This window comes from Kitasatospora phosalacinea (assembly GCF_030268885.1).
GTDB lineage: Bacteria > Actinomycetota > Actinomycetes > Streptomycetales > Streptomycetaceae > Kitasatospora > Kitasatospora phosalacinea_C.
In genome coordinates this window covers 179720-201407 of the sequence record NZ_BSSA01000003.1, presented here as the reverse complement: position 1 = coordinate 201407, position 21688 = coordinate 179720, and the positions used below count along the sequence as shown (strand labels likewise).

At 71.6% G+C, this 21688-nt stretch carries 21 protein-coding genes; 16 read left to right on the top strand and 5 right to left on the bottom strand.

Going from position 1 to position 21688, the window contains the following annotated elements:
• The first annotated feature begins 16 nt into the window (after window positions 1–16).
• The 3 genes from QSK52_RS07010 to QSK52_RS07000 all read left to right on the top strand — a co-directional run bounded on the left by QSK52_RS07010 (window position 17) and on the right by QSK52_RS07000 (window position 2530).
• On the top strand, window positions 17–1027 hold the full coding sequence (locus QSK52_RS07010; RefSeq protein ID WP_285734773.1) for an amino acid ABC transporter permease: 1011 nt from the start codon (window positions 17–19) through the stop codon (window positions 1025–1027).
• Window positions 1024–1815, top strand: coding sequence for an amino acid ABC transporter ATP-binding protein (locus QSK52_RS07005; RefSeq protein ID WP_285734771.1), 792 nt, complete (start codon window positions 1024–1026; stop codon window positions 1813–1815). The genes QSK52_RS07010 and QSK52_RS07005 overlap by 4 nt, the downstream gene beginning before the upstream one ends.
• A 127-nt stretch (window positions 1816–1942) precedes the next feature.
• Window positions 1943–2530, top strand: a complete 588-nt coding sequence (locus QSK52_RS07000) for a CGNR zinc finger domain-containing protein (protein WP_285734769.1) — start codon at window positions 1943–1945, stop codon at window positions 2528–2530.
• 7 nt (window positions 2531–2537) lie between these two features.
• Here the strand turns inward: QSK52_RS07000 and sodX are convergent, their stop codons facing one another.
• Entirely contained in the window at window positions 2538–2960 is a 423-nt protein-coding gene (gene sodX / locus QSK52_RS06995; protein ID WP_285734767.1) for a nickel-type superoxide dismutase maturation protease, read from the bottom strand.
• 104 nt (window positions 2961–3064) lie between these two features.
• On the opposite strand from sodX, the gene sodN reads away from it, so the two are divergent.
• The 6 genes from sodN (at window position 3065) to QSK52_RS06965 (ending at window position 7398) form a co-directional block, all read left to right on the top strand.
• Window positions 3065–3460, top strand: a complete 396-nt coding sequence (sodN, locus tag QSK52_RS06990; protein WP_285734765.1) for a superoxide dismutase, Ni — start codon at window positions 3065–3067, stop codon at window positions 3458–3460.
• Between the two features lie 352 nt (window positions 3461–3812).
• On the top strand, window positions 3813–4160 hold the full coding sequence (locus tag QSK52_RS06985) for a GntR family transcriptional regulator (RefSeq protein ID WP_285734762.1): 348 nt from the start codon (window positions 3813–3815) through the stop codon (window positions 4158–4160).
• Window positions 4157–5137, top strand: a complete 981-nt coding sequence (locus QSK52_RS06980; RefSeq protein WP_285734760.1) for a DUF1648 domain-containing protein — start codon at window positions 4157–4159, stop codon at window positions 5135–5137. Before QSK52_RS06985 ends, QSK52_RS06980 begins: the two co-directional genes overlap by 4 nt.
• 153 nt (window positions 5138–5290) lie before the next feature.
• Window positions 5291–5770 carry a GNAT family N-acetyltransferase gene (locus QSK52_RS06975; protein ID WP_033251502.1) on the top strand — a complete coding sequence of 160 codons (480 nt, stop codon included), beginning with the start codon at window positions 5291–5293 and terminating at the stop codon, window positions 5768–5770.
• 169 nt (window positions 5771–5939) lie between these two features.
• The gene (locus tag QSK52_RS06970) at window positions 5940–6353 is read left to right on the top strand and encodes an anti-sigma regulatory factor (RefSeq protein ID WP_285734758.1); all 414 of its coding nucleotides are present in this window, start codon (window positions 5940–5942) and stop codon (window positions 6351–6353) included.
• 37 nt (window positions 6354–6390) lie between these two features.
• Window positions 6391–7398 carry an RNA polymerase sigma factor SigF gene (locus QSK52_RS06965; RefSeq protein WP_285734756.1) on the top strand — a complete coding sequence of 336 codons (1008 nt, stop codon included), beginning with the start codon at window positions 6391–6393 and terminating at the stop codon, window positions 7396–7398.
• Window positions 7399–7475: 77 nt separating this feature from the next.
• Here QSK52_RS06965 and QSK52_RS06960 read toward each other — a convergent pair whose 3' ends face one another.
• Window positions 7476–7919, bottom strand: a complete 444-nt coding sequence (locus QSK52_RS06960; protein ID WP_285734753.1) for a hypothetical protein — start codon at window positions 7917–7919, stop codon at window positions 7476–7478.
• 51 nt (window positions 7920–7970) lie between these two features.
• Here QSK52_RS06960 and QSK52_RS06955 point away from each other — a divergent pair, with 51 nt between their 5' ends.
• Both QSK52_RS06955 and QSK52_RS06950 read left to right on the top strand, forming a co-directional pair.
• Window positions 7971–8942 (top strand): diacylglycerol/lipid kinase family protein, encoded by a 972-nt coding sequence (locus tag QSK52_RS06955; RefSeq protein ID WP_285734752.1) that lies wholly within the window; start codon window positions 7971–7973, stop codon window positions 8940–8942.
• A gap of 342 nt (window positions 8943–9284) precedes the next feature.
• Window positions 9285–9536: a WhiB family transcriptional regulator gene (locus QSK52_RS06950; protein WP_014138019.1), complete on the top strand. Its 252-nt coding sequence runs from the start codon at window positions 9285–9287 to the stop codon at window positions 9534–9536.
• 366 nt (window positions 9537–9902) lie between these two features.
• Here the strand turns inward: QSK52_RS06950 and QSK52_RS06945 are convergent, their stop codons facing one another.
• From QSK52_RS06945 to QSK52_RS06935, 3 genes are all read right to left on the bottom strand, one after another.
• A complete protein-coding gene (locus QSK52_RS06945; RefSeq protein ID WP_285734749.1) occupies window positions 9903–11423 on the bottom strand; it encodes a sensor histidine kinase in 1521 nt (506 codons plus the stop codon).
• Between the two features lie 399 nt (window positions 11424–11822).
• The gene (locus QSK52_RS06940; protein WP_285734747.1) at window positions 11823–12881 is read right to left on the bottom strand and encodes an SIS domain-containing protein; all 1059 of its coding nucleotides are present in this window, start codon (window positions 12879–12881) and stop codon (window positions 11823–11825) included.
• A 198-nt stretch (window positions 12882–13079) separates the two neighbouring features.
• Complete coding sequence (locus QSK52_RS06935; RefSeq protein WP_285734745.1) at window positions 13080–14273, bottom strand: extracellular solute-binding protein; 1194 nt, start codon at window positions 14271–14273, stop codon at window positions 13080–13082.
• A gap of 1220 nt (window positions 14274–15493) precedes the next feature.
• Between QSK52_RS06935 and QSK52_RS06930 the strand changes: the two genes are divergently transcribed.
• The 5 genes from QSK52_RS06930 to QSK52_RS06910 all read left to right on the top strand — a co-directional run bounded on the left by QSK52_RS06930 (window position 15494) and on the right by QSK52_RS06910 (window position 21468).
• Window positions 15494–16792 (top strand): extracellular solute-binding protein, encoded by a 1299-nt coding sequence (locus QSK52_RS06930; RefSeq protein WP_285734742.1) that lies wholly within the window; start codon window positions 15494–15496, stop codon window positions 16790–16792.
• Between the two features lie 156 nt (window positions 16793–16948).
• Window positions 16949–17938 (top strand): carbohydrate ABC transporter permease, encoded by a 990-nt coding sequence (locus QSK52_RS06925; RefSeq protein WP_285734741.1) that lies wholly within the window; start codon window positions 16949–16951, stop codon window positions 17936–17938.
• Complete coding sequence (locus QSK52_RS06920; RefSeq protein WP_285734738.1) at window positions 17935–18861, top strand: carbohydrate ABC transporter permease; 927 nt, start codon at window positions 17935–17937, stop codon at window positions 18859–18861. Before QSK52_RS06925 ends, QSK52_RS06920 begins: the two co-directional genes overlap by 4 nt.
• A 62-nt stretch (window positions 18862–18923) precedes the next feature.
• The gene (locus QSK52_RS06915; protein WP_285734736.1) at window positions 18924–20498 is read left to right on the top strand and encodes a glycoside hydrolase family 3 protein; all 1575 of its coding nucleotides are present in this window, start codon (window positions 18924–18926) and stop codon (window positions 20496–20498) included.
• A 184-nt stretch (window positions 20499–20682) separates the two neighbouring features.
• Window positions 20683–21468 carry a GntR family transcriptional regulator gene (locus QSK52_RS06910; RefSeq protein ID WP_285734734.1) on the top strand — a complete coding sequence of 262 codons (786 nt, stop codon included), beginning with the start codon at window positions 20683–20685 and terminating at the stop codon, window positions 21466–21468.
• Window positions 21469–21688 lie beyond the last annotated feature (220 nt).

The window sequence follows — 21688 nt, the reverse complement described above, 5'->3', positions numbered from 1 at the left end:
CCGACGAGGTAATCACGTGGAAAAGACCGACCAGGGGTCGGCGCAGCAGGGACGGCCCGAGACCATCAGGGCCGTTCCCGTCCGCCACCCCGGCCGCTGGGTCTCCGTCGCTGTCGTCGCCGTGCTGGCCGCGATGCTGCTGCACGTCCTGTTCACCAACCCCGCGCTGGACTGGGACTTCGTCGGCGCCACGCTGCGCGACCCCACCGTGGTGCACGGCATCTGGGTCACCCTGGAGCTGACCGCGCTGTCCATGCTGATGGGCGTGGTCGGCGGCGTGCTGCTGGCCGTGATGCGGCTGTCGAAGAACCCGGTGCTCTCCGGCACCGCCTGGTTCTACATCTGGGTCTTCCGCGGCACCCCGGTGCTGGTGCAGCTGGTGCTCTGGAACAACATCGGCTTCCTGTGGAAGGAGATCTCGCTCGGCATCCCGTTCGGGCCGTCCTTCTGGTCCCAGGAGTCCAACACCCTGGTGCCGGTGTTCACCGCCGCCCTGCTCGGCCTCGGCCTCAACGAGGCCGCCTACATGGCGGAGATCGTCCGGGCCGGCATCCAGTCGGTGGACGAGGGCCAGTCCGAGGCCGCGCACGCGCTCGGCATGAGCCGGGCCACCGTGCTGCGCCGGATCGTGCTGCCGCAGGCGATGCGGGTGATCATCCCGCCGACCGGCAACGAGACCATCTCGATGCTGAAGACCACCTCGCTGGTGCAGGTGATCTCGCTGGTGGAGCTGTTCACCGCCGGCCACGACATCTCCACCCGCACCTACAAGCCGATCGCGGCGATGATCGCGATCTCGATCTACTACCTGCTGCTGACCTCGATCCTGACGGTCGGCCAGTACTACCTGGAGCGGTACTACGCCCGCGGTGCCAACCGGACGCTGCCGCCCACCCCGCTGCAGCGGGTGCGCGCCCTCTTCGCCGGCCGCGCCCCGGCGAAGGCGACGGCGCCCGCGAGCCCGGCGGCCCCTGCGGCCCCCGGCGACACCCCGCCCGGCGCTCCGGACGGAGGGAAGGACGCATGACCGACCTGTCCAAGCCGCAGGCCACCGACCGACCGATGGTCCGGGCCGAGGGCGTGCACAAGTCCTACGGCCAGGTCGAGGTGCTCAAGGGCATCGACCTGGAGGTGCGGCAGAGCGAGGTGTTCTGCCTGGTCGGCCCGTCCGGCTCCGGCAAGTCCACCTTCCTGCGCTGCATCAACCACCTGGAGAAGATCAACGCCGGACGGCTGTACGTCGACGGCGAGCTGGTCGGCTACCGGCAGAAGGGCGACAAGCTCCACGAGCTCAAGGACCGCGAGGTCGCGCTCAAGCGCCGGGACATCGGCATGGTCTTCCAGCGCTTCAACCTCTTCCCGCACATGACCGCGCTGGAGAACGTCACCGAGGCGCCGGTGCAGGTCAAGAAGGAGGGCCGGGCAGCCGCCAAGGAGCGCGCGATGGCCCTGCTGGAGCGGGTCGGGCTGGCCGACAAGGCCGGCAACTACCCGTCCCAGCTCTCCGGCGGCCAGCAGCAGCGGGTGGCCATCGCCCGGGCGCTGGCCATGGAGCCCAAGCTGATGCTGTTCGACGAGCCCACCTCGGCGCTCGACCCCGAACTGGTCGGCGACGTGCTGGACGTGATGCGCGGCCTCGCCGAGGACGGCATGACGATGATCGTGGTCACCCACGAGATGGGCTTCGCCCGCGAGGTCGGCGACGCGCTGGTGTTCATGGACGGCGGCGTGGTGGTCGAGTCCGGCCACCCGCGCGAGGTGCTCGGCAACCCGCAGCACGAACGCACCCGCGCGTTCCTCTCCAAGGTGCTCTGACCCGCACACCCGTACGCCCCCGGTGCCCGCCCTGCGCCCCCGCGCACGGCGGGCACCGGCACGTCCGCCCGCACCTGTAATACCCTGGAGTCAATCAGCCCGTTACACCCCGTCCGGAAGGACCCCCGTGGAGCTCGCCTCGTACGCCGACTTCGCCGTCCGGCTGGTCAACAGCGAGGAACCCGACCGCGGCACCGACGACCTCACCTCGGTGGACGCCGTCCGGTCCCTGTTCGGCGAGCCCTCCCGGGCCGCCGCGCTCGCCGACGAGGCCGACCTGCCCCGGCTGCGCGCCGTCCGCACCCGGCTGCGCGGGGTGTTCGAGGCCGCCGCCGCGGGCGAGGACGTCCGGGCCGTCGACCTGCTCAACAGCCTGATGGTGGAGTACCCCGTCAGCCCGCTGGTCTCCGGCCACGACGACCTGGACGACACCGGCCGCCCCAACTGGCACCTCCACCTCGCCGACAACGCCCCCACCGCGGCCGCCAACTACGCCGCCGTCGCCTGCATGGGCCTGGCCATCCACCTCACCGGCCTCGGCGTCGACCGGCTCGGCATCTGCCAGGCCGCCCCCTGCCGCAACGCCTACCTCGACACCTCCACCAACCGCTCCCGCCGCTACTGCTCCGACCGCTGCGCGACCCGCGCCAACGTCGCCGCCTACCGGGCCCGCAAGCGCCAGGAGGCCCAGCGGACCCTGGCCGCCCAGGGCTGAGGGCCCGTCACGGCTCCTCGTCGAACGGCACGCTGACGCCCAGCCGCTCGGCCAGCCGCGCCGCCCGCCCGCGCCGCACCCGCTCCCGCAGCGCCCGCTCCACCCGCCGCCCCGGCGCCAGCCAGGCCGGACGGGGCGCCAGCCGCAGCAGCACCCGGCCCAGCACCAACTCGTCCGGCACCGCGCCGTACTCGCGGCTGTCGGTGCGCACCAGCGGGTTGTCGGAGAGCATCCACCACCCGCCCGGCCGCCGCCCCACCGCCCGCTTCACCACCAGCAGGTCCTGCTGCAACGGGTGCCGGAACAGCGCGATCGCCCCCGGCCGCAACGGCGCCCCGTAGCGCACCAGCACCCGGTCGCCGTCGGAGAGCAGCCGGCGCATCGACGGCCCCGCGACGTCGGCCACGCCGAGCGGTGTCCCATATCGCACGATTCGAACTCCTTCTTTTGCCCTAGGCCACCGGGGCGACGGCGATTTCGGCCTGCCGTGAGGGTAATCTCGGGCCCGGGAAGACGATCTAAGGAAGGACCCCCATGTTCTCTCGTCTGTTTGCTCCGCGAGTCACCGCCCACGCCCACTGCGACCTGCCCTGCGGCGTGTACGACCCGGCCCAGGCCCGCATCGAGGCCGAGTCCGTGAAGGCCACTCAGGAGAAGTACCAGGCCAACGAGGACCCCGAGTTCCGGGCTCGCGCCATCGTCATCAAGGAGGAGCGCGCCGAGCTGGTCAAGCACCACCTCTCCGTGCTGCACACCGACTACTTCAAGGCCCCGCACTTCGAGGCCTACCCGGGTCTGCACGACCTGTTCAACCGCGCCGGCAAGGCCGCCTCGGCGGCCAAGGCGTCCACCGACCCGGCGACCGGCCAGGCCCTGCTGGACCTGATCGCCGAGATCGACGCGATCTTCTGGGAGACCAAGAAGGCCTGACGCCTCGCCAGACCGCACCGGACACCCGGCTGCCACCACCCCGCCCGCGGGGCCCGGCAGCCGGGTGTCCGCGTTCTCCGGACCGAACGCCCCCGCCCGCCCCCGCCCTGCGCCGCGTCGGCCCTCCCCTCACCCGCCCCGCGCCGCCCGCCAGACCCGACCTCCCTCGCCCTGCGCCATCCGCAAGGGCCCTCGCTCCCCCTCCGCCGCCCGCCAGGCCCCGCTCCCCCGCGCCCGCCCTGCGGCCGCCCGCCAATGCCCCCACTCCTCCCTCGCTCGCCCTGCGGCCGCCCGCCCGGGCCCACTCCCCACTTCCCCCCGAGGAACCAATGGTGCTAGTTTCATTAGCACCATGCTGCTGAGACTGGACACCAAGGACACCCGGCCCCTGCACGAGCAGGTCGCCGCCGCCGTCCGCCGCGCCGTCGCCGAGGGCGAGTGCCGCCCCGGCGACCGGCTGCCCTCCGCGCGGGACCTCGCCGAGGCGCTCGACGTGAACGTCAACACCGTGCTGCGCGGCCTGCGCGACCTGCGCGACGCCGGGGTGCTGGAGTTCCGCCGGGGCCGGGGCGTGACCGTCGCGGCCGGGGCCGACCGGCGTTCCGGACTGCTGGAGCAGGCCCGCGCGCTGGTCGCGGAGGCCGCCCGGCAGGGCTACAGCAGGGCCGAACTCGTCGAGCTGATCAAGGGGATGCCGTGACCGGGCAGGAGCGCACGAAGCGGGGCGGCCTGCGGTGGCCGACGCTCTGGGTGGCGGGCACGACGGCGCTGACCGCGGTATTGCCGCTGACCGTCGCCGACCGGCTGCCCGACCCGCTGGCCACCCACTGGCGCGGCAGCACCGCGAACGGGTCGATGCCGCTGTGGGCGGCCTGCCTGGTGCCCGCGCTGATCTGGGCGGTGCTGGGTGCGGCGGGCCTGCTGGCCCTGCGCCGGGTCGACGGGCTGCTGCGGGTCTGGAACCTGGCCGGTCTGCTGGCGGGCGGCGTGCTGTTCCTCGGCCTGCAGACCGCCGCGGTCCGGGCCAACCTCGACCGCACCGACTGGCACGGGGCCGAGCTCCCGGTCGGCTGGTTCCTCGGCACTCTCGCGGCCGCGCTGCTGACCGGCGCGGCGGTGCGGCTGCTGGGCGGGCGCGGCCTGTCGGCGGCCGCGCCCCCGGCGCCCGCGGGCCCGGTGCTGGAACTGGCCGAGGACGAGCGCCTGGTGTGGTTCTCCCGGGCCGCGAACCGCCCGCTGCAGGTGGTCGCGGCGGTCAGCGGCCCGGCGGCCGCGGTGGTGCTGCTGGGCGCCGCGACCGGCCTGTTCGGGGCCGGGTGGGGTTGGCCGCTGTTCGCCGTGCTGGCGGTGGTCGGCCTGTCCACCGCCTGCTGCTTCTCGGTGCGGGTCCGGGTCTCCGAGGCCGGTCTGGAGGTGGCGCTGGGCCCCTTCGGCCTGCCGACCCGCCGCTGGGCGCTGTCCGAGCTCGACTCGGCCCGGGTCGAGCGGCGGCTGCCCTCCCAGGTCGGCGGCTGGGGCTACCGGTTGAACGGGCTCGGCACCACGGTGATGCTGCGCTCCGGCCCGTGCCTGGTGGTGCGGGTCTCGGCCACCGGCCACGACTTCGCCGTCAGCGTCGACGACGCCGAGCGCGGCGCCGCCCTGCTGAACGCGCTGCGCGCCCGGCAGTCCGCCTGACCGCGCCTGCCTGACCGGGCCCCGCCCGCACCCGCCCGCCCGCACCCGCCCGCCCGTGCCCGGGGCGCGCCGTCCGGAGTCCGTTTCCGGCGGCGGCGTCCCGGGCATAAAGGCCATTCCGGATGAAGGGGTGAGATGGGTACGCTCGACCGTATGATCCGCACCGCGACTCCCGCCGACGTCCCCTTCGTCCACGCCATGATCCGCGAACTCGCCGAGTACGAGCGGGCCCTGCCCGAGGCGAAGGCCACCGAGGAGCAACTGCACGACGCGCTGTTCGGCGAGCACCCCGCGGTGTTCGGCCTGATCGCCGAGGAGGAGTCCGGCGAGCGGGTCGGTTTCGCGCTCTGGTTCCGCAACTTCTCGACCTGGCGCGGCACGCACGGCATCTACCTGGAAGACCTGTACGTGCGCCCGGAGAAGCGCGGCGGCGGCCACGGCAAGGCGCTGCTGACCGAGCTGGCCCGGATCTGCGTGGAGCGCGGCTACCAGCGCCTGGAGTGGTCGGTGCTGGACTGGAACGAGCCGTCGATCGGCTTCTACAAGTCGCTCGGCGCGGTGCCGATGGACGAGTGGACGGTCTTCCGGCTGACCGACGGTGCGCTCGCCGAGCTCGGCTCCGAACCGCGCTGAGCGCACCCGTTCGAACCGTGGTCCCCCGTTCCCGTGACGGTGGCGCGAGATCACGACAGACCACCCCCGGGCGCGGTAACGTCTCGGGGCACAAGGCAGTTGAACCGAGCCAGTAGTGGTGTTGGCAGCTCCCCGGCCGCAAGCACCGTGCGTCACCCAGGAGGTGAGGGTGTCCCAGATCGACGGCGAGCCCGGAGTGAAGGACTTCGTTGAGGTCCGGCTGCCCGCGGCGGGTGCCTATCTCTCGGTGCTGCGGACGGCGACGGCCGGCCTCGCGGCCCGGCTCGACTTCACGCTGGACGAGATCGAGGATCTCCGGATCGCGGTGGACGAGGCGTGCGCGATCCTGCTCCAACAGGCCGTGCCCGGCTCGATCCTGAGCTGCGTCTTCCAGTTGGTGGGCGACTCGCTGCGGGTCACGGTCTCCGCCCCGACCACCGACGGCCGGGCCCCGGAGCGGGACACCTTCGCCTGGACGGTGCTCTCCGCGCTGGCCGGCGAGGTCGACTCGACGGTGGGCCCGGACAACACGGTCTCCATCAGCCTGCACAAGAAGCGCGGCGGGTCGCCGGGCCAGCCGTAGGTAGTGACGTGTTCTCGGAACGGAACGGGTGATCGCCGTGAGTGATCTGGACCGCACAGTTGCCGTCGTACCGCCGCAGGCGAGCGTCGCCCGCCCCGCCACCCCTGACGAAGCCCTCCCGAAGGACTCCCACCGGATGAGCCAGCCGACCGACCCGAAGTCCGAGCTGCCCGGGGCGGCACCCGGGCCCGAGACGGCGCCCGCTGCCGCGCCCGCGGCGGACGACGGTCCGGCGGCGGCCGCCGAGGCCGTCCGCTCGACCGTGCCGGCCCAGGGGCACCGCAGCGGCGCCCCGGACCGCGAGGCGGCCCGGGCGCTGTTCGTGCGGCTGTCCGAGCTGCCGGAGGGGTCGGCGGAGCGGGTGGAGATCCGCAACCAGCTGGTCCGGATGCACATCCCGCTGGTGGAGCACCTGGCCCGGCGCTTCCGCAACCGCGGCGAGCCGCTGGACGACCTGACCCAGGTCGCCACCATCGGCCTGATCAAGTCGGTGGACCGGTTCGACCACGAGCGCGGGGTGGAGTTCTCCACGTACGCGACGCCGACCATCGTCGGCGAGATCAAGCGGCACTTCCGCGACAAGGGCTGGGCGGTGCGGGTGCCGCGCCGCCTGCAGGAGCTGCGGCTGTCGCTGACCACGGCGACCAGCGAGCTGTCCCAGCGGCACGGCCGGTCGCCGACGGTGCACGAGCTGGCCGAGCACCTGGGCATCTCGGAGGAGGACGTGCTGGAGGGCCTGGAGTCCGCCAACGCGTACTCCACCCTCTCGCTGGACGTGCCGGACAGCGACGACGAGTCGCCCGCGGTGGCGGACACCCTGGGCGCGACGGACGAGGCGCTGGAGGGCGTCGAGTACCGCGAGTCGCTGAAGCCGCTGCTGGCCCAGCTGCCGCCCCGGGAGCAGAAGATCCTGGTGCTGCGGTTCTTCCGGAACATGACCCAGTCGCAGATCGCGGCCGAGGTGGGCATCTCGCAGATGCACGTCTCCCGGCTGCTGGCCCGCACCCTGGCGCAGCTGCGCGAGAAGCTGCTGGTCGAGGAGTAGGGCCCGCCGCGGCCCGTGGAACGCGCGCAGGGCCCGTCCCCGGGTGGGGGCGGGCCCTGCGGGCGTGTCACGGACGGCTACTGCGGCCCGTCGCCGGGGGTGCCGGGGGTGCCGTACAGCACGGCGGTGACCCGGGGGTTGAGCAGGGCGCCGATGCCGACCAGCCCGAGCAGGCCGACCGCGACGCCGACGGCGGCCATCGCGCCGCCGGACTGCCACATGTAGTACGCGACGGGCAGGCAGATGGAGTTGGTGAGCACGGCGGGGCTGCGGCCCCAGCGCTGCCCGCGCAGCAGGGCGCGGCCGGCCAGCAGCGGCAGCAGGCCCATCAGCAGCAGGACGACGCCGCCGAGCTCGGCGCGGCCGAAGTCGGCGTCCGCGCCGGTGAAGCCGGAGACCAGGTTGTAGACGCCCCAGCCGGCCATCGCCGCGCCCTCCAGCGCGGTGAGCGCCGCGCCGACGAGCAGCGGGGCGGGCCGGGCGGTGGCGGGGGCGGTGGCGGGGGCGGATTCAGCGGTCACCGGGCCAGGGTAACGGTCGGCCCGTGCCGGGCGGGTCGTAGGCTGATCACCATGCGCGCTCTCCTGGTCGTGAACCCGAAGGCGACCACCACCAGTGGCCGGACCCGGGACGTCCTGACCCATGCCCTGCGCAGCGACCTGAAGCTGGAGGTCGCGCAGACCCAGTACCGCGGCCACGCCCGCGACCTGGCCCAGCAGGTGGCCGAGGACGGCTCGGTGGACCTGGTGGTGGCGCTGGGCGGCGACGGCACGGTCAACGAGGTGGTGAACGGCCTGCTGGCGCACGGCCCGGGCGAGCGGGTGCCGCGGCTGGCGGTGGTGCCGGGCGGTTCGACCAACGTGTTCGCCCGGGCGCTGGGCCTGCCGAACGACCCGGTGGAGGCGACGGGTGCGCTGCTGGACGCGCTGGCGGACCGCCGGGAGCGGTCGATCGGCCTGGGCAAGGCGCTGACCGACGGGCTGCCGGACCGCTGGTTCACCTTCACCGCGGGCCTGGGCTTCGACGCGGGCGTGGTCGGCCGGGTGGAGCGCCAGCGCCGTGCGGGGCGCAAATCCACGCACGCGCTCTACGTCGTCGAGGCGCTCCGGCACTACGTCACCGAGCGTGAACACCGCCGTTCGGGGCCGATCTCCCTGGAGATCAACGGCCGGGACCCGGTGCCGGGCATGGTGATGGCCATAGTCTCCAACACCTCGCCGTGGACCTTCCTGGGTTCCCGCCCGGTCCTCCCCTCCCCCTCGGCGTCCTTCGAGACCGACCTCGACATCTTCGGCATCACTCGAATGACCGCGTTCCGGACCGCTCGAACGGTCCGTCAGATCCTCCGTCCGCTGCCCGCGGCGGAGGGCGGTGCACGCCCCGCCGGCCCGTCCGGGAAGCACCTCGTCTCCTATCACGACGTCCGGCACTTCACCTTGGTTTCAGAGGAACCGGCCCCGTTTCAGGTCGACGGGGACCACCTTGGAGACAGGAGTCGCGTCAGTTTCACAGGCGTACGACGGGCACTGCGTGTGATTGTGTGACCAGAAGGGGGTCGTCGCCTTGCTCTCGAACGTTCGAGCCCCTTCACCCCATAGAAGTACTGCCTGTGAGGTAGGCGACACCGAAGAATCAAAAATTTCTTGCCGAAGGGGGTTGTATCCAGCTCCGAGGTTTGCGAACCTCTACATGGCGATCGGGACACACCGCAGCGGGACCCGCGGGAGAGCCCCTCGAATCGCCGAACCCCCCTCAGCGAAGACCGCCCGGGCCCGATGGGCCTTAGGTCCCTTTTGCTGTTGCGGGATTCGTGAAAGCGTTCACATTCACAAGCCATTCGAGTGAGTCACGGGCCACCCGCCCGCGACCGGAGGAGTTGGACGACCATGGACTGGCGCCACCGCGCTGTCTGCCGCGAAGAGGACCCGGAGCTGTTCTTCCCGATCGGGAACACCGGCCCTGCTCTGCTGCAGATCGAGGAAGCCAAGGCCGTGTGCCGCCGTTGTCCCGTGATGGAGCAGTGCCTGCAGTGGGCGCTGGAGACCGGCCAGGACGCCGGCGTCTGGGGCGGCATGAGCGAGGACGAGCGTCGTGCGATGAAGCGCCGCGCTGCCCGCAACCGCGCCCGCACCGCCTGACACACCTGCTGACGCACCGTCGGCGAGCAGTACGGATCAACCCACGATCAAGGGTTCGGCCGCGATTGGCCGGCCGAGCCTTCCCGAACGGGCCCCGCTCGATCCGCGGGGCCGACGACGCGAGCCGTCCAGGCACTTGATACTGTTCACTGAGAGCAATATTGTTGCCTTGTGGCGCTCACCGTGTGCAACGCACGGAGGCGGGCGTCGCGCCACCACAGAAGCCCCCGTTCCGGCCGACTCCCCCCGACGGCCGGACCGGGTCGAGAGGCCCTGCCGACCCACCCCCCCCGGTCGGCAGGGCCTCGTTTCTGTCTCCGGGCCCCCCGGGCGCCCGACGGGGCGCCCCCGGTGGGCGACGCCCCGTCAGCGGACGGGGATCTCCAGCACCACCTTGGTGCCGCCGTCGGGCGCGGCCACCATGTCGAAGGTGCCGCCGAGTTCGCCGGTGGCCAGGGTGCGGACGATCTGCAGGCCGAGGTTGCCGGCCTGCTGCGGGTCGAAGCCCTCGGGCATGCCGCGGCCGTCGTCCTGCACGGTGATCAGCAGGTACTCCTCGGGCTTGGCGCCGTTGTTCCAGGTGTCCGACCAGCCCTTGCCGCCGGACGGGGCGCGGCCGCGCAGCGCGCTGACCTCCAGGTTGCCGGAGGCGCTGGGGCCGAAGGCGTGCTCCAGGGCGTTCTGGGTGAGTTCGGTGAGGATCATCGCCAGCGGGGTGGCGACCTCGGCGGACAGGATGCCGAAGGAGCCGCTGCGGCGGGCCACCACCCGTCCGTCCTGGGAGAGTTCCATCACCATCGCCAGCACCCGGTCGGCGATCTCGTCGAAGGCCACCGACTCGTCCAGGGCCTGCGAGAGGGTCTCGTGCACGATGGCGATCGAGCCGACCCGGCGGACGGCCTCGTCGAGGGCGGCCCGGCCGGCCGGCGAGTCCATCCGGCGGGACTGCAGCCGCAGCAGGGCGGCGACGGTCTGCAGGTTGTTCTTCACCCGGTGGTGGATCTCCCGGATGGTGGCGTCCTTGGTCATCAACTCACGGTCACGGCGCCGCAGTTCGGTGACGTCCCGGCAGAGCACCAGGGAGCCGGTGGGGGTGCCCTTGGGCTTGAGCGGGATGGTCCGCAGGGTCACCACGCCGCCCTGCGCCTCGACCTCGGTCTGCCGGGGCGCCCAGCCGCTGGCCATCTTCACCAGCGCCTCGTGCACCGCGCCGCGGCTGGGCGGCACCAGTTCGGCGGTGGTGCGCCCGAGGTGACTGCCCACCAGGTCGGTGGTCAGCCCGAGCCGGTGGTAGGCGGAGAGCGCGTTGGGGCTGGCGTACGTCACCACGCCCTCCACGTCGAGCCGGATCAGGCCGTCACCGACCCGCGGCGCGGCGTCCATGTCGGCCTGCTCGGCGCCCGGGAAGGGGAAGCTGCCGGCCGCGATCATCTGGGCCAGGTCGGAGGCGCTCTGCAGGTAGGTGAGCTCCAGCCGGCTGGGGGTGCGGACGGTCAGCAGGTTGGTGTTGCGGGCGATCACGCCGAGCACCTTGCCGTCCCGTCGCACCGGGATGGACTCCACCCGCACCGGCACCTCCTCCCGCCACTCCGGGTCGCCCTCGCGGACGATCCGCCCCTCGTCGTAGGCGGCGTCCAGCAGCGGGCGGCGGCCGCGCGGCACCAGGTGGCCGACCATGTCGTCCTGGTACGAGGTGGGACCGGTGTTGGGCCGCATCTGGGCCACCGAGACGTAGCGGATGCCGTCCCAGGTGGGGATCCACAGCACCAGGTCGGCGAAGGACAGGTCGGAGAGCAGCTGCCACTCCGAGACCAGGAGGTGCAGCCACTCCACGTCGGCACCGGTGAGGGTGGTGTGGCGGCGGACGAGTTCGTTCAGCGAGGGCACACGGTGAGCGTATCGCCGTCCACCTGCCCGTACGTTGTCCAGACCAATTGCGGGCCGCCTCTGGACAACCCAGATTGGTCTAGTCCACAATGAACATGCACCAAGGAGAGGCCCTCCGCGCAACTGCCCTGACCGCGCGAGGCCCCTCCTCGGTCGGAGGCGTCGTTCGAGGGTCCCGCACAACTCTCGGACGGTCCCCGCCTCCGGCATACAGCTCCGGGCTACGGTGCCGCACGGGTTGAGGGTCCCGTGTCGGCGCCGTGGCCCGTAGTGTTTTCCGGGCCCGCCCGGGCCCTTCCGGCCCCTTCCGGCCCGGCTCGGCCGGTGAAGCTTTCACCGCGCCCCCCGGACACGACGGAGCCGCCCCCGCAGGACCTCGCGGGGGCGGCTCCTCGCGCCTCAGTGGGTCTCGGTGACCTTGGCGAGCGCGCGGGGGGCGTCCGGGTCCTGGCCGCGGGCGATGGTGACCTCGTAGGCCAGCAGCTGCAGCGGCAGGATCTCCAGGATCGGCTGGACCTCCTCGGGCACGCCGGCCGGCAGCGCGAAGCCCGCGCTGGCGGCGTCGACCTGGCCCTGCTGGCCGATCACCACGAGGTCGGCGCCGCGGCCGCGCAGGCGGTCCAGGACGGGCTGCAGGGCCTCGCCGCCCTTGCCGTCCGGGACGATCGCGATGACCGGGGAGACGTTGTCCACCATGGCCAGCGGGCCGTGCAGCAGGTCCGCGCCGGAGAACGGGGAGGCCGGGATGTAGGTGGTCTCCATCAGCTTCAGCGCCGCCTCGCGGGCGGTCGGGTAGCCGTAGCCGCGCGAGGTGATGACCAGGCGCTGGGCGAAGCGGTAGCGCTCGGCCAGGTCCTTGACCTCGCCCTGCCGGGCCAGGATGCCCGCCGCCAGCTCGGGCAGCACCTTCGCCGCGGAGCCGTCGCCGCCGCGCAGGCCCTCGACGAACAGGTACAGCGCCAGCAGCTCGGCGGTGTAGGTCTTGGTGGCGGGCAGCGCCTTCTCCGGGCCGGCCAGCACGTCGATGTGGAACTCGGAGACCTCGGCGAGCGGCGAGGCGGCGTTGTTGGTGACCGCCAGGGTGATCGCACCGGCCTCGCGGGCCGCCTTGGTGGAGGCCACCAGGTCGGGCGAGCCGCCGGACTGGCTGACCGTGACGACCAGGCAGTCGGTGAGGTCCGGCTTGGCGCCGTACGCGGTGGTGGTGGACATCGAGGTCAGGCCGGCCGGCTTGCCGAGCAGCACCTCGATCAGGTACTTCGCGTACAGCGCGGCGTTGTCGGAGGTACCGCGGGCGGTCAGCAGGACGAAGCGCGGGTTGCGGGCGGCGATCTGCGCGGCGATCTCACGGATCGCGGGCGCGCCCTCGTCGAGGATGCGCTGCAGGACGGCCGGCTGCTCGGCCATCTCCGCCGACATGATCCTGCCGGGTACGGAAACAGTCTGCGGGTCGGACATCGGGGTGTGCCTCCGTGGAGAGATGGTTCTACCCCGTGGGGCGGGACGCCCGACGGGGACCTCTGAACGGCGGCGAGTCCGCACCCTCGCTGCATGGAACTGTTCTGTGCCGATCCTACGTGCGACCGGGCCCCGCAGCACACTCCGCGGGCCCCGGTCCCGAGCCTCGGGACGCCGACCGGACGGTCGGCGTCCCGGTCAGCCCGCGTTGTTGATCAGCTGGTCGATCTGGGCGTCGGCCTCCTTGGTGGCGTCCTCGACGCTCTTGCCCGCGAAGACCGCGTTCAGCATGTTGACCAGGACGTTCTGCTTCTCGACCGCGCCCCAGCCGGGCGCCAGCGGGGTGAACCAGGCGTCCTGGACGGCGTTGGCGGCCGCGGCGGTGGTGGGCTTGTCCTTCAGCGGGGCCAGCTGGACCAGGTTGTTCGGCAGGGTGTCCTTGTCGGCCAGCACCTGCTCGGACTTGGCACTGGTGAACATCCGCACCCAGTCGGTGGCCGCCTGCGCGTTCTGCGTCTTGGCGGTGACCGCCAGGTCGGAGCCGCCGATGAAGGAGGGCAGCGGCTTCCCGGCGGGGCCGGGCATCGCGGCGACCTTGAGCACGTCCTGCAGCGCCGGGGTGCCGGTGATCGGGGCGGTGGCGACGCTCTGCTCCCAGCCGTTGGCGTAGATCAGGCCGGCCTTCTCGTGGCCGAGCACCTTGGCCTGGTCCTGCTCGTTGACCTTGAGGTCGCCGCTCTTGTTGTACTTCTTCACCAGGTCGACGAAGTGCTGCAGGCCCTGCTGGGACTTGGCCTCGTGCAGGGTGCCGTGCCAGTTGCCGGCCGAGTCGAAGCGGGCGATCGAGCCGCCGTACGCGGTGACGTAGGACATCGCGGCGTACCAGTAGGGGCCGGGCAGGTACAGCGCCGAGTAGCCGGGGACGCCCCGGTACTTGTTCGCGACCTTGTCGAGGGCGCCGAGCATGGCGTCCTCGTCCTGCGGGAGGTCCGCGGAGCCGGTGGCGTCCTGGAACATCTTCGAGTTGTAGAGGCCGACGCGGGCGCCCGCGTAGTAGGGGACGCAGTAGAGCGCGTCCTTGTAGGTGCAGGTGTCGGAGAGACCCTTGATCCAGTTGTCGGAGTTGTCGAAGGTGCCCCGGTCCACCTTCAGCAGCGAGCCGTTGACGATGTACTTCAGGGTCTCGGTGTTGCCGAGTTCGACCACGTCCGGGGCGGACCCGGCGGCGATCGCGGCGTCCAGCTCGGAGACCTTGTTCGTCCAGTCGTGGTAGCTGAGCTTGATCTGGACCTTCGGGTACTTCTCCGCGAACTCGTCGTTGACCTGCTGCACCAGTTCGGGCCAGCTCTTCTGGGCGTCGTTCATCAGCCAGACGGTGACGGTGCCGGTCATGGTCTTCGTGTCGACGTTCGTCGGCGAAGGCGACGGGCTGCCGGACGAGCAGCCTGCGGCGGTGGCCAACAGGGCAGCGGTGCTGAGCGTGGCCAGTACCTGACGCTTCACGCAATCCTCCGGATAGGGGCGGGGAGGTCTGCGCAGTGGTACAGACCAGATTTCCGGATCTTGGCCTAGACCATTTTGGGGCGTCAACGCGGGTGCTGTTTCGCACCCTGCTCGTTGTCAATCCGTTGCCTTCCTTGGCCCGACCACGTCAACCACCCCGGAGGGCCGCGCACGTGCATGACTTTAGGCTCACTTAAGGTGACCCTCGGTGAGGCGAATGGATCAAGGCCAATTCCCGGAATCCCCGCCCCGCGGTTTATCCGACGCCCCGTCCGGCGACCGCCCGCCCGCCCCGGACACCGCCCGGCCGGAGCCGGAGCCACCACCCGTCGGATACGCACGAGTTCACCCCCGGACGGGATCGGCGCCGCCCGGGCGCCGGCCCCGCGGGCCCCGGTCGGCGTCGGGACCTGCGGCGGCGCGCCCCGGAGCCCTCGCGCGCGGGCCCGCGCGCGGGCGCCGCCCCGGGCCCGGGCCGCCGCAAATCGCCGGACCCGCGGACCGCCCGGCCGCGGACGCCCGGGCGGCCGGAAATCCGCGGAACCGCCGGCCGGGATTCCCGCTCCGGGCATTGCCGGGCCCGGCCGGAAAACCGGGGAGGGCGCCCCCGCTATTGGCCCGCGACATTAAGCCGGAAACCCCGCCGCTTTCCCCCGTCCCGCACCTCGCCCCGGCGCCCCGCACCCGTGCCCCTGCGCGCGACCCTCGCGCGTCGGCCGCCGCCCGCACTTGACATGCCCTCACGCCTGTGCAGCGGACGCGGCCCGCGGCGCCGGAAGGTCACGGCCCGATGTCCCGATAGGTCCCGTTTCCTCCCCGACTTGGTCCAGTCCAACACGGCCGAGTCAAGCGTTGATAACGGCTTGTGCAACCGCTCTTTGAACCCTTGACGCTCGTCATTGGTCCATGCCAACCTCCAGGCGTTGGTCTAAACCAATGGTCTACTCCACCTCACGGATCGGCCCGCCGGAGACGGCGGTTCGTGCCCGTGTCATCCGGTGACGTTCCCCCATACGGCACGACGCAGCTCCCGGCCAGCCGGCCCAGCAGCCCGGTGCCCTACCTTGCTCATCCCTCTGGAGGATGGTTTGAACCGCAAGATCGCAGCCGTGGCCGCTATCGCCACCGTGCTCGTCGCCTCGGCTTGCTCCTCGTCTTCTTCGTCCGACAGCGGTAGCAAGTCCTCCGAGGTCCTGAGCAAGGACGGCAAGGGCAAGAAGATCACCGTCTGGCTGATGGACGACGCCCAGAAGCAGTGGAACGAGGTCGTCGAGGCCGCGAAGACCCAGTTCAAGAACGAGACCGGCGCCGACGTCGAGATCCAGTGGCAGACCTGGTCCAACTACACCACCAAGGTCGACACCGCCCTGCTCTCGGACAACGCGCCCGACGCGATCGAGATCGGCAACACCCAGGCCGCGAAGTACATCGACGCCGAGTCCTTCGTCGACCTGACCTCGGTCAAGAGCAAGTTCGACAACTCGGACAAGTGGCTGGACTCGCTGGCCGCCTCCGGCCAGTCGGCCGACCACTCCAAGACCTACGCCGTCCCGTACTACGCCGGCGCCCGCGTCATGATCTACCGCAAGGACCTGTTCGAGGCCGCCGGTGTCACCCAGGCCCCGACCACCCTGGCCGAGCTGAAGACCGCCCTGGACAAGGTCAAGGCCGCCAACGCGGGCACCGCCAACTTCTCCGCCCTGTACCTGCCGGGCAAGAACTGGTACTCCGCGGTCTCCTTCGGCGCCGGCTCCTTCGGCGTGGACGGCGTCATCGCCAAGAGCTCCGGCGACAAGTGGACCAGCACCCTGACCGACCCGAAGTTCATCGAGGGCATCAGCACCTGGAACGACCTGCAGAAGGCCTACTCGGTCGGTGGCACCACCGTCGACGAGACCGACCAGGACGCCCGCATGGCGCAGGGCAACATCGCCGCCATCATCGGCAACGGCTGGGAGGTCGGCTCGGTCATCGACGAGAAGAACGGCAACCCGGCCCTCAAGGACAAGCTCGCCACCATCGCCCTCCCGGGCGCGGCGGCCGGCGACCCGACCCCGGCGTTCCTCGGCGGCTCGGACCTGGCCGTCCCGGCGAAGGCCAAGAACGCGGGCCTGGGCGCGACCTTCCTGCAGATCTTCACCAACACCGCGCAGCAGACCGCGCTCGCCAAGCACGCGATCCCGAACGCCAAGAACCTGGTCGACGCCTACAAGGCCGCCGACAAGGCGAACGAGGCGACCGGCAACGCCGCGCAGGGCAAGACCTGGTTCATCCCGAACTCCCCGCTGTGGTCCGGCTCCAACGAGACCGAGCTGAAGAACGCGCTCAGCGCGATCGCCGCCGGCGGCGACCCGGCCACCGAGCTCAAGAAGGTCGAGGCGAAGGTCGTCGGCTCCCTGAACGACTGATAACCAACTGAACCGCACGGTCCGTCCGGGGCGCCCGGAACTCCCCCGACGGACCGCGCACTGAGCGCAGGTGAGGGGGTGGGCAGTCCGCGATCACGCGGGCTGCCCACCCGTGCGCCAGGACCGATCGGATTCGCGGGCCCGGGAAGGACCCTGATGAGCGTGACGACCAACGAGACCGTGACCCGGTCCGACAACCAGGGGCCCGCCCCGGTGAAGAAGCCGCAGCGGCGCGGCGTCTTCGCGGGCGGCCAGTACATCCCCTACACCCTCCTGCTGCCCGCGATCGTCGTGCTCGCGGGCGTCCTGGTGTACCCGATCTACAAGCTGATCGACCTGTCGTTCATGAACGTCAACAGGTTCTCCTTCCTGGCGCACCCGGAGAAGGCCAAGTACATCGGCTTCGACGGGTTCAGCAAGGTGCTGGGCGACGACACCTTCTGGGAGGTGGTGCTGCGGACGGTCTACTTCACCGCGGAGCTGGTCCTCCTCTCCATGGTGCTGGGCATGCTGCTCGCGCTGCTGCTCAACCGGGTCTCCGCCTGGGTCCGGGTCACCTTCTTCACCGTGATGATGTTCGTCTGGGCGATCCCGGCGCTGGTCAACGGCCAGGTCTTCCGCTGGCTGTTCTCCTCCAACAGCGGCGTGGTCGACTACATCGCCTACCTGCTCACCGGCGACGAGAGCTGGAAGCACTACGACTGGTTCGCCGACTCGACCGTCGGCCTGTACGTGGTCGGCGCCTCCGTCGTCGTCTGGGGCGCCCTGCCCTTCCTGGTGCTGGGTCTGTACGCGGCGCTCACCCAGGTGCCCAAGGAGCTGATGGAGGCCGCCAAGCTGGACGGCGCCAACAGCTTCCAGGCGTTCCGCCACGTGACCCTCCCGGTCATCCGGCCCTTCCTGATGATCAGCACCGCCCTGAGCTTCATCTGGGACTTCCAGGTCTTCGCGCAGATCTACTCGCTGCGCAACTCCTCCCCCGAGGACGGCTACCAGACCATCGGCATCTACCTGTACATGCACGGCGTCTCGTCCTCGCAGTACAGCAACGGCTCGGTCATCTCGATCGTGATGATCGTCATGATGCTGGCGGTGCTCGTGTACTACATCCGCCAGATGCTCAAGATCGGAGCCAACGAGCGATGAGCGACGTCCTTTCCCCCGCTCCGGAGACCCGGCAGCCGCTGCCCCCGGTCAGGAAGCCGAAGAAGTCCAAGGAGACCGAGGTCGGGCGCAGCAGCGTGATGACCTGGGTCTGGAACGTCATCGCGCTGTTCGTGGCCGTGGTGATGGCCTTCCCGATCTACTGGATGATCATCACCACCTTCAAGACCAACAAGGACCTGATCTCCCAGGACCCGACGTTCTGGCCGTCCTCGTTCTCGCTGGACAGCTACAAGACGATCTTCGATGACGCGAGCTTCCTGCCGGCCCTGCGCAGCACGCTGGTCCTGACCGTGGGCGCGGTGGTGCTCGGCGTCGCGGTCGGCTTCCTGGCCGCCGTCGCCGTGGCCCGGTTCAACTTCCGCGGCCGCAGCTTCTTCATCGTCACCATGCTGGTGGTCCAGATGGTGCCGCTGATCGCGATCCTCATCCCGCTGTTCGTGGTGATGAACAACGCCGGCATGACCGGCTCGCTGTTCGGCGTCATCCTGGCCTACCTGGTCTTCACCGTCCCGTACGTGATCTGGACGCTGCGCTCGTTCATCGTGAACATCCCGGCGGAGCTGGACGAGGCCGCGATGGTCGACGGCTGCACCCAGTGGGGCGCGTTCTTCCGGATCATCCTGCCGCTCACCATGCCCGGCCTGGTCACCACCGCGGTGTACAGCTGGATCCAGGCCTGGAACGAGTTCATCGTCGCCAGCATGCTGCTGAGCACCAGCGGCAACAAGTCGCAGACCGCGATGACCTGGCTGACGTTCTACTCGTCCACGCCCACCCGCGCCGCGGACTACGGCTCGCAGATGGCCGGCGGCCTGCTGGTCTCGCTGCCCGTGATCATCCTGTTCGTGTTCTTCCAGAAGAAGGTGTCGGCGGGTCTCACCGCCGGTGCGGTCAAGGGCTAGTCCCCTTCCTCACCCCCACTGCACCTGAAACACCTCTCACCCCCAGGGAAGGAACCAAGGCGATGCCCGGTACGGAAAGCGCCGATCTCCTCCGCGACGCCGGGGCGGTCCTGCAGCCCGGCTTCGCCGGTCTGACCGCGCCCGAGTGGCTGCGCCGCAGACTGGGCGACGGCGAGCTCGGCGGCGTCGCCCTGTTCGGCCGCAACATCCGCACCCCGCAGCAGGTCGCCGCGCTGACCTCGGAGCTGTACGCGCTCAACGGCGACCTGCTGGTGGCCACCGACGAGGAGGGCGGCGACGTCACCCGCCTCGAGGTGACCAGCGGCTCCTCCTACCCCGGGAACCTGGCGCTCGGTGAGGTCGACGACACCGACCTCACCGAGCGGGTCGCCCGCTCCATCGGGTTCGACCTGGCCGGCGTCGGCGTGAACCTCAACTACGCGCCCGACGCGGACGTCAACTCCAACCCGGACAACCCGGTGATCGGCGTCCGGTCCTTCGGCGGCGACGGCGAGCTCGCCGCCCGCCACACCGCCGCGTACGTCCGCGGCCTGCAGTCGGCCGGTGTCGCGGCCTGCGCCAAGCACTTCCCCGGCCACGGCGACACGGCCGGCGACTCGCACCTGGGCCTGCCCCGGATCGACCTCGCCCTGGACCAGTTCGCCGAGCACCTGCTGCCCTTCCGCGCCGCCATCGCGGCCGGCGTGAAGAGCATCATGACCGCGCACATCCTGTTCGACGCCTACGACGCCCAGCTGCCCGCGACCATGTCGCAGCGCATCCTCACCGGCCTGCTCCGCGAGGAGCTCGGCTTCGACGGGCTGATCGTCACCGACGGCATCGAGATGGGCGCCATCTCCGGCACCCACGGCGTCGCGGCCGGTTCGGTGCGGGCCGTCGCGGCCGGGGCCGACACCATCTGCGTCGGCGGCGGCCTGCAGGACGAGGACGCCTTCCTCTACCTGCGCGACGCCCTGGTCTGGGCGGTCCGCGAGGGGCGCCTCCCCGCCGAGCGGCTGCACCAGGCGGCCGAGCGCAACCGGGCCGTCGCCCGCTGGTCGGCCGGGGTGCGGGCCGCGCAGGTCGGCCAGCAGGCCGAGGTCGGCGTCGGCCTGACCGCCGCCCGCCGGGCGCTGCGGATCAGCGGCGAGCTCCGCCCGCTGGGCGGCGTCCCGCACGTGGTCGAGTTCTCCCCGGCCGCGAACATCGCGGTCGGCGACGAGACCCCCTGGGGCGTGGCCGGTCCGCTGGGCGAGCTGGTGCCCGGCACCACCTCCACCCGGGTCGCCCCGACCGCGACCGTGACCGAGGGCTCCGGCCTGCTGCAGGTCGAGGTCGCCGCCGACGACGTCGAGATCGACACCGCCCCGCTGGCGGGCGCGGCCGTCGGCCGCCCGCTGGTGCTGGTGGTGCGCGACGTCCACCGGCACCCCTGGATGCGCCGGGCCGCGCTGGCCCTGGTCGAGCACCGGCCGGACGCGGTGGTGGTGGAGATCGGCACCGCCCACGGCGTGGCCGAGCTGTTCGCCTCCCGCGGGGTGACCACGCTGGCCACCCACGGCGGCTCGCGGGTCTGCGCGATCGCCGCCGCGGAGGCCCTGGCGGGGCTCACGGTACCGGCCGCCCAGGCCGGTTGAGACGCTCGGGACGGGCCCGGGACGGGCGCCTGGCGCCCCGTTCCGGGCCCGCCGCGTGCCCGGCGAGCGGCCCGGAATGCGGCCGGGGGCTCACGCTTGTTCTCCCACGCGTGCAAACATGTGCTGTTACATAGGACTTAGGGGTCCGTTAAGGGACCGCCTCCAACGAGGAGTGAGAGCTGCCATGAGTGGCGACAGGGACACGACGGCGCTCGCCGAGGGCTCCAGCGTGCCGATCCAGACCGGCCCTGCCACCGCCACGGCCCGGGTCCCGAAGTACTACGGCCTCAAGCGGCACCTGCTGCAGCTGACCGAGACCCAGCCGGCCGGTACGCCGGTCCCGCCGGAGCGCGCGCTGGCCGCCCAGTTCGACACCTCGCGCACCACCGTCCGGCAGGCCCTGCAGGAGCTGGTCGTCGAGGGCCGGCTGGAGCGCATCCAGGGCAAGGGCACCTTCGTCGCCAAGCCGAAGGTCGCGCAGGCCCTGCAGCTCACCTCGTACACCGAGGACATGCGCGCCCAGGGCCTGGAGCCGACCTCCCGCCTGGTCGAGGTCGCCTACATCTCCGCCGACGACCGGCTCGCCCCGCTGCTGGACATCAAGCCCGGCGGCCGGGTGCTGCGGATCGAGCGCCTGCGCCTGGCCAACGGCGACCCGATGGCGATCGAGGTCGCGCACCTGTCCGCCAAGCGCTTCCCCGCGCTGCGGCGCAACCTGGCCAAGCACAACTCGCTGTACACCGCGCTGCGCGAGGTCTACGGGGTGACGGTCGCCGAGGCCGAGGAGACCATCGAGACCACCCTCGCCAACCCGCGCGAGGCCGGCCTGCTCGGCTCCGACCTGGGCCTGCCGATGCTGCAGCTGTCCCGGCACTCCTTCGACGCGGACGGCGCGCCGGTGGAGTGGGTGCGCTCGATCTACCGCGGCGACCGCTACAAGTTCATCACGCGACTGAACCGGCCGGCCTAGCCCTCACCGGCGGTCCGGAACGACGCAGCATCACGCGACTGAACCGGCCGGCCTAGCCCTCACCGGCGGTCCGGAACGACGCAGCATCACGCGACCGAACCGGCCGGCCCAGCCCCCACCGGCGGTCCGCGGAGCGGCGCGTTCGGGTGGTGCCCGTGATCGGGTTGACGGCGGTGTGACAGGGGTCACCCCGCTGCCCTAGTCTCGCGAGGGACCTTCC